Source organism: uncultured Campylobacter sp., from assembly GCF_937890585.1.
Lineage (GTDB): Bacteria > Campylobacterota > Campylobacteria > Campylobacterales > Campylobacteraceae > Campylobacter_A.
Map to the genome: position 1 here is coordinate 1 of NZ_CALACG010000037.1, position 6,916 is coordinate 6,916.

8 protein-coding genes are annotated in these 6,916 nt (G+C 40.0%); 6 read left to right on the top strand and 2 right to left on the bottom strand.

All coding sequences use genetic code 11. The features are described from left to right. Positions 1–52: 52 nt before the first annotated feature. From Q0296_RS00975 to Q0296_RS01000, 6 genes are all read left to right on the top strand, one after another. A complete protein-coding gene (locus Q0296_RS00975; protein ID WP_298035709.1) occupies positions 53–2,485 on the top strand; it encodes a TonB-dependent hemoglobin/transferrin/lactoferrin family receptor in 2,433 nt (810 codons plus the stop codon). 52 nt (positions 2,486–2,537) lie between these two features. Next, complete coding sequence (gene ribH, locus Q0296_RS00980) at positions 2,538–3,008, top strand: 6,7-dimethyl-8-ribityllumazine synthase (protein WP_298035710.1); 471 nt, start codon at positions 2,538–2,540, stop codon at positions 3,006–3,008. Position 3,009: 1 nt separating this feature from the next. Continuing rightward, positions 3,010–3,405: a transcription antitermination factor NusB gene (gene nusB, locus Q0296_RS00985; RefSeq protein ID WP_021085959.1), complete on the top strand. Its 396-nt coding sequence runs from the start codon at positions 3,010–3,012 to the stop codon at positions 3,403–3,405. Beyond that, entirely contained in the window at positions 3,402–4,082 is a 681-nt protein-coding gene (pyrF, locus tag Q0296_RS00990; RefSeq protein ID WP_366939713.1) for an orotidine-5'-phosphate decarboxylase, read from the top strand. Before nusB ends, pyrF begins: the two co-directional genes overlap by 4 nt. Positions 4,083–4,295: 213 nt before the next feature. Continuing rightward, the gene (locus Q0296_RS00995) at positions 4,296–4,538 is read left to right on the top strand and encodes a helix-hairpin-helix domain-containing protein (RefSeq protein WP_298035711.1); all 243 of its coding nucleotides are present in this window, start codon (positions 4,296–4,298) and stop codon (positions 4,536–4,538) included. 219 nt (positions 4,539–4,757) lie between these two features. Further along, entirely contained in the window at positions 4,758–5,204 is a 447-nt protein-coding gene (locus Q0296_RS01000) for a pyrimidine dimer DNA glycosylase/endonuclease V (protein WP_298035712.1), read from the top strand. On the opposite strand, the gene Q0296_RS01005 is transcribed toward Q0296_RS01000, so the two are convergent. Both Q0296_RS01005 and Q0296_RS01010 read right to left on the bottom strand, forming a co-directional pair. Continuing rightward, positions 5,197–5,532, bottom strand: coding sequence for a YolD-like family protein (locus Q0296_RS01005; protein ID WP_298035713.1), 336 nt, complete (start codon positions 5,530–5,532; stop codon positions 5,197–5,199). The genes Q0296_RS01000 and Q0296_RS01005 overlap by 8 nt on opposite strands. Continuing rightward, entirely contained in the window at positions 5,522–6,790 is a 1,269-nt protein-coding gene (locus Q0296_RS01010) for a DNA repair protein (RefSeq protein WP_298035714.1), read from the bottom strand. Before Q0296_RS01010 ends, Q0296_RS01005 begins: the two co-directional genes overlap by 11 nt. Positions 6,791–6,916: the final 126 nt, after the last annotated feature.

Consider the following 6,916-nt stretch of genomic DNA (forward strand, 5'->3'; position numbering starts at 1 on the left):
TATATAAATAACACTACACTTTCAAGTTATTTTTCAAATTTAAGGAGACATTGTGCAAATTTGTAGAATTTTGTTTATCTCTGGTGTGGCGTCCAGCTTTGTCTTTTCATCGCAAGATACGCTGCTAGAAGGTGTTGTAGTAAGTGCGAGTGGTATCTCAACGAAAAAGACAGAGCTTAGCAAAAGCGAGCTAAAAAAGGGTCAAATTTTCTCCGAGCGAGATCTCGTGCGAAACGAAACTGGCGTAACTGTCACAGAAGGCGGTAGAAGCGGAAATAATGGGTATGCCATACGAGGTGTAGATAGCGATAGGGTTTCTTTAAAAATAGACGGAATGGAAGCCGTTGAGAGCTTTATGCCTCGTTCTTACAATATTTTAGGGATATTAAATGGCAATCGAAACAGCACCGAGCTTGAAAACATAAGCAGTGTAGAATTTGTAAAAGGTGCAAATTCGTTAAACAAAGGTAGTGGCGCGATCGGTGGTAGCGTTAGTATGCAGACAAAAAATGTTGATGATTTTGTAAGGGATGGGCAAAATGTTGGCTTCTATAGCAAAAGCGCATACGCATCAAAAAATAGTGAATTTAGGCAAGTTACAGGTGCAGGCGTAAAAGCAGGTGGTATCGAAGCACTATTTCAGCACACATACAAGCGTGGCAAACAGACAAAGAATTTTTACAGCGGTAAGCTAGGTGATGTGCCATTTTGTGGGATGGGAACTAGTGTAGAGGATTCGTATTTGGCGGATAAATACCCAGAGCTTTGCTCCTTTGGTAGAATTTTGCCCGATGATGTGAGATTTCGCACGCACTCAAATTTGATGAAATTTGGCTATAGGTTTGACTCGCATTTTATAAATACATCCTATGAAGACTTTAGGCAAAACTATTTTACAGAAGAGAAGAGTAATAGCACCGCAACACTTAATAGAAAGCAAACAAGAGATAGCATCCCTTACAAAAGATATGGAATTTACTATGAGTTTGTGCCAGACCATGATGCTTTACTAAGTAATTTAAAGGTAAGTTTTTATAAGCAAAGAGTGCAGCAGAGGTCAAATTTCACAAGATATCATGCAAACTATCCAAACGACATGCAATACAACTCAAGTTTTGATCAAAAAGATAGCTATGAATTTTTTCAAGACAAAAAACAGTTCGATATAAGCGGCATGAGTGGCGACATTAATGCAGGTAAATTTTCCCACATATTGAGTTTTGGTCTTGGCAGACACATCTCTACCTTTAAAAATAGAAATTTACAACTTAGACAAAGTTTTAATACAAAATGGGGCGGTAGCGGTTTTATCGTAGATCCAGCAAATCCTTTCAAGCCTGTTAAGGCAACGGACGTAACCTTTGCCCAGCCAGTAAAAAGCACTCTTGAATATGTTTTTCTGGGAGATGATATGAGCTTAAATGAAGCCTTAAGTCTAAACTATGGAGTTAGGCTTGATAGATATGTATATAAACCAGAGCAAGCATCTGTTGCCTCTGGCGCAGGATATAAAATGGTCACTACACCAGAGCTACAAAAAAGTAAATTTAAGGCCATTACCTACAATGCAGGAGCCCAGTATGATATAAACAACAATGTGAGTGTTAGCTACGCATTTAGTACTGGTTTTCGTGCGCCAAGAGTAGAGGAGATGTATTTTGATACACCAAGGGATAGCACAAGATATGTTAGAAATTTAGAGCTAAAACCAGAAAAAGCCTTTAATCATGAGGTAAGTTTATTGTCATCAGGTCAGAGTTATGCGCTTGCTCTTAGTGCTTTTTACTCAAAATATAGAGATTTTATTGATAGTGATTATGAGGTTAGTATTGATGAGATAGAAGGACTTGACCTTGTAACATGGACGCCTGTAAAAAAATACAGCAAAAAAAGTCTCGACTTTAAACATGTAAATGTTGGTAGAGCCACCGTCAAAGGTCTGGAACTAAACTCGCGTGTAAATGGAGATGCGCTAAATTTAAATGAAAATTTATATGCAAGCTTAAAGGCGACCTATGCACGTGGCAAAAAAAATGATGGAACTTCACTTATGGCTATTCAGCCGTTTACTGCAGTGGCTGGACTTGAGTATAGTGATAATAAATTTGATCTCTTACTAACTAGTAAATTTGTAGCAGCCAAAAAAGCAAAAGATGCGGTTTCAAAAATACCACCAAATTTTTCTCAAATAACTGTTGATAGAGATACAGGTAAAGTAACTGGCACAACGCAGCCAGAAGCACATAAATTTCTAAGTAAAAGCTATTTTATTTTTGATCTAACTATGGGCTATAAGATCAGTAAAAATTTCAGCATAAATGCAGGGGTGTTTAATATTTTTAACAAAGAGTATTCTACTTGGGAAAATTTAAGACAGCTTAGATATAACGGCAACCAAAGCTATGTTAAATTTGATGGTACCGGACTTGAGCGGTATACTGCTCCTGGTAGAAATTTTAGCGTTTCATTCGAGGTTAGATATTAGCTTTAGTTTAAATAAGATTTTGATAAACTACGCAAAATATAAGGAGAAGAGAATGAAAATAATCGAAGGAAATTTAGCTTTAAAAGGCGATGAGAAGATAGCGATCATCAACGCAAGGTTTAACCACATCATCACAGACCGCTTGGTAGAAGGCGCAAAAGACGCATTTTTACGCCACGGCGGCGACGAGAAAAATTTGAGCTTGATCTTGGTACCTGGCGCATTTGAGATACCTATGGTGCTTGAAAAGGTCCTTGCAAGCGGTAAATTTGACGCGGTTTGCTGCGTGGGAGCGGTGATAAGAGGCGCAACGCCGCACTTTGACTACGTAAGCGCAGAGACCACCAAAGGCATCGCAAACGTGACGCTAAAATACGCAAAACCAGTCACATTTGGCGTGCTAACGGTAGATAACATCGAGCAAGCGATAGAGCGAGCTGGCAGCAAGGCTGGAAACAAGGGCTTTGAAGCGATGACGGGCGTTATAGAGATGCTAAATTTATACAAAAAGCTAGGAGAGTAAAATGGCCACACGTCATCAAGTGAGACAAGCCATCGTTTCGCTACTTTACTCAAACGAGATAAACCCCGTAACTGCGGAGTTTGAAGAGGAATTTTTAGAAGAGAAAAAGATAAGAAATGAGCGTAAAAATGAAGCTTTGCAGACATTTAAAGAGGTGCTTGCAAATAAAGAAAAACTAGATGAAATTTTAAAGCCGCACCTAAAAGATGGCGACTTTAGTAAGGTTGGCGCAACAGAGCTAGCCATCCTTAGACTTGGGCTTTATGAGATGAAATTTAGCCAAACTGATAAAGCCGTCATCATAAACGAGGCAATCGAGCTTGCAAAGGAGCTTGGAAGCGACCAGGCGCCAAAATTTATAAACGGCGTGCTAGATAAGATAAAGGGCGATCTATGAAGCTCTGCGTCGCCCTTGATATGGCAAGCAAGGATGAAAATTTAGCCCTTGTAAGAGAGCTAAAAGGGCTTGATCTTTGGCTAAAAGTGGGGCTTAGAAGCTACCTGCGTGATGGGGCTAAATTTATAGAGGAGCTAAAGGGGGCAGGGAAGTTTAAAATCTTTCTTGATCTAAAGCTCTATGATATCCCAAACACGATGGCAGACGCCGCTGAGGTCGTCTCAAAGATAGGCGTGGATATGATAAATTTGCATGCAAGCGCTGGCAAGAGAGCGATGAAAACTGTAATGGAGCGTCTTAATGCGCTGCAAAATCGCCCTTTAGTGCTTGCGGTATCGGCACTTACTAGCTTTAATGAGAGCGAATTTGAAGCGGTTTATAACGATACGCTTTCGCGTTCGGTTAGGAAATTTAGCCAGATGAGCTTTGAGGCGGGGCTTGACGGCATGGTCTGCTCGGTCTTTGAAAGCAAGCTCATAAAAGACGTGACAAGTCAAAATTTCATCACGCTTTGTCCTGGAGTTAGGCCTTTTGGCGAGAGTGCTGGGGATCAAAAGAGGGTTGCAAATTTAGTTAGCGCAAAGCAAGAGGGCAGCGACTTTATCGTCGTTGGCAGGCCGATCTACGAAAACGCAAATCCAAGAGAAATTTGCGAACGAATTTTGGAGCAAATTTAGAGCTCGAGGTTCGCGTAAAATTTGACGCAAAATCATTTTAAATATGGTTTTGCTCGTAAGAAATTTAAATTAAACCACCTCGTGCGTAGCTTGGATAACGACTTGGCGCAGTAGTAAGGTAAAATTTAGCGAGCCTCAAAGCGCACGAATTAAATTTAAAATTTCATTCAAAGCGGCGAGTTTGGCGGAGCTTAAAAGAAAATTGAGGTAAATTTGAGCGATTTTAAGAAAATCCCTTATGTCGGCGAGGCAACCGAGGCAGATATGCTAGCACTTGGCTACGAGGATATCGCTTCGCTAAAAGGCGCAGATGCTGACGAGATGTATGAGCGCACAAAGGCGCTTGGACGTGGCAGTGACAGGTGCATCCTCTACGTTTACCGCATGGTTTGTTACTACGCAAATACGCCCAGTCCTGACAAAGCCAAGTTAAAATGGTGGCTTTGGAAGGATTAAATTTTTAAAATTTGGTAGCCACTATTTATAAACAGCACAAACTTTTATCAACTTTTACAAGCATTGAGCCACGGTTTTAACGTTATTTTAAAGCCTTTATGTATAAAATCACAAACTATTATTATCAGAACTTTTTAGTTGACTTTTTGACTTACTAAAACAAAAAACCATAGATAGCAAATGGTAACTAGTATTTTTAATTATATAAATAAGGTAAAAATGAGACTCTGGACGATAAATTTTAAATATCTTGACACGAAGGGTCTTGTGGCTCTGTGGAGAGAGGCTTTGCTGGCTAAAAATGTTTTAGAGGGGCTGACAAAAGGCTATAAAAACCATCCGCAATTAATTAGATTTTACACTCACCAAAACTCTATAGATGCCATAAACGCCTATCTTTTTGAAGTTTATAAAGAGGCTTGCGCTCGTGGATATAAATTTGATGTTGCAAAAGTTGGTAAATTTGACGCAGAAAATTTATCCAAGATCGCCGTTGCTAGAGGTCAAATCGAGTATGAATTTAGCTTCTTGCAAGAAAAATTAAAGCAAAGAGATTTAAAAAAATACAAAGAAAATTTAAATGTAAAAAATATAGAAATTTCTACTATTTTTACAAAGATAGACGGTGACATTGAGCCTTGGGAGAAGGTAAAAACGCTTATTTAGTTTTTATACTACAAATTTTTTTAACGATCTCTATCCTATTTATATCTTCAAATTTGATCTTAGTTTTTACGATCATGAGGATTTTATCTTTGAAATTTACATCTGAGACTAGGCCGCTAGTTTTTATGTAAGTAAAGCCGTCGTGGTAGCTTACACGCACTTCATCAGCCACTTTTATTTTGCTTATCTCTCTTAAAATTTCATCGATCATGCTCTCATCAAGCTCTAGTTTTTCGCATTTTTCTCGCTCTTTTTGTCGCAAGGCTCGCTCTAGAGTAGAGAGAGGGTTAAACGAGCTAAAAATTTTCGCCCTATCTTTACTCGCCACTTTTGTGCCCTCCGATCTTTTTGTTTCTATCCTGCCCAGTCGCTTCTGGAAGTAGGTCGATCGCACGTAGGATCGAGTTTTTGCCAAATTTCTCTTTTATCAAATTTAGTGACTTTAGCACCGCTTTTTCCTTGGCGCCATCTTCAAATAGGCTAAATTCAGCCAAATTTTCTTTCACGACGTCGTTTGCTGATATGCTTATCTGGCGAATTAGCCCAGCATTTTTTATCTTATTTAAAAGCAGCTCCTCAGCCGCGCTCATCAGCACGCTTGAGATATTTGTGGGCGTTTTAAACCGCACGCTCGCACGCTGGTGTGGCTCAAGTTTGTCAGAAAATTTGATATTTATTGTAAGCCCACTCGCCCTCACATCTTTGTTTATGAGCCTAAGAGCGAGCCTATCGGCCATCTCCTTTAGCACGATCACCGCCTCGCAGCGCTCGTAGTCTCTGGGCAAAATTTCCGAGCTAAAGTAGGACTTGGTGGTTGGTTTATAGGCTTTTATATCGGCTATCGTCGTTGGCTCTATGCCGTTTGCGTGATCGATCGTGATGTAAGCATCGACGCCAAAAATTTTTTCAAGCAGGCTTTTTGGTGCATTTGCGATATCTTTCATACAAAAAATGCCGCATTTTTCGAGCTTTAGCCTAGTTTGCTTGCCGATACGCCAGAAGTCACTTAGTGGCTGGTGTGTCCAGAGCTGCTTTTTATAAAGCTCTTCGTCAAGATACGCGATGCCGTCATCTTGGTGCTTTGCTAGTATATCAAGCGCGATCTTTGCAAGGTATAAATTTGTCCCCATGCCACAAGTCGCCGTAACGCCAGTCGTTTTTAGTATCTCATCCATCATCATCTTTGCCATCTCTTTTGCGCCAAGAGCGTAAAATTTCAAGTAAGAAGTGAGGTCGATAAAGCACTCATCGATCGAATAGACGTAGATGTCCTCTTTGGAGACATATTTTAGATAAATCTCATAAATCCTAGCGGCGTAGTCGATGTAAAACTGCATCCTAGGAGGTGCAGCGATAAATTTGATATCCCTTGGTATCTCAAAGAGCCTGCAGCGGTTTTTCACCCCTTTTGCACGAAGCGCTGGACTAACAGCTAGGCAAACGCTAGACTCGCCCCTGCTGGTATCAGCCACGACTAGGTCGGCCTTAAATGGATCAAGCCCGCGCTCGACGCACTCAACCGAGGCGTAAAAGGACTTTAGGTCGATAACAGCGTAAATTTTCTCTTGCAAATTTTGGTTTTTCATAAGGGGATTATAGATGAAATTTGGTAAAAGTTAGTTTGCAAATTTTGTTTGAGATGGCTTGAAATTTTTTAGAAAATAAAATAAAAAAGGCTAAATTTGAGTGCAAAAACCACGCACCAAAGATAC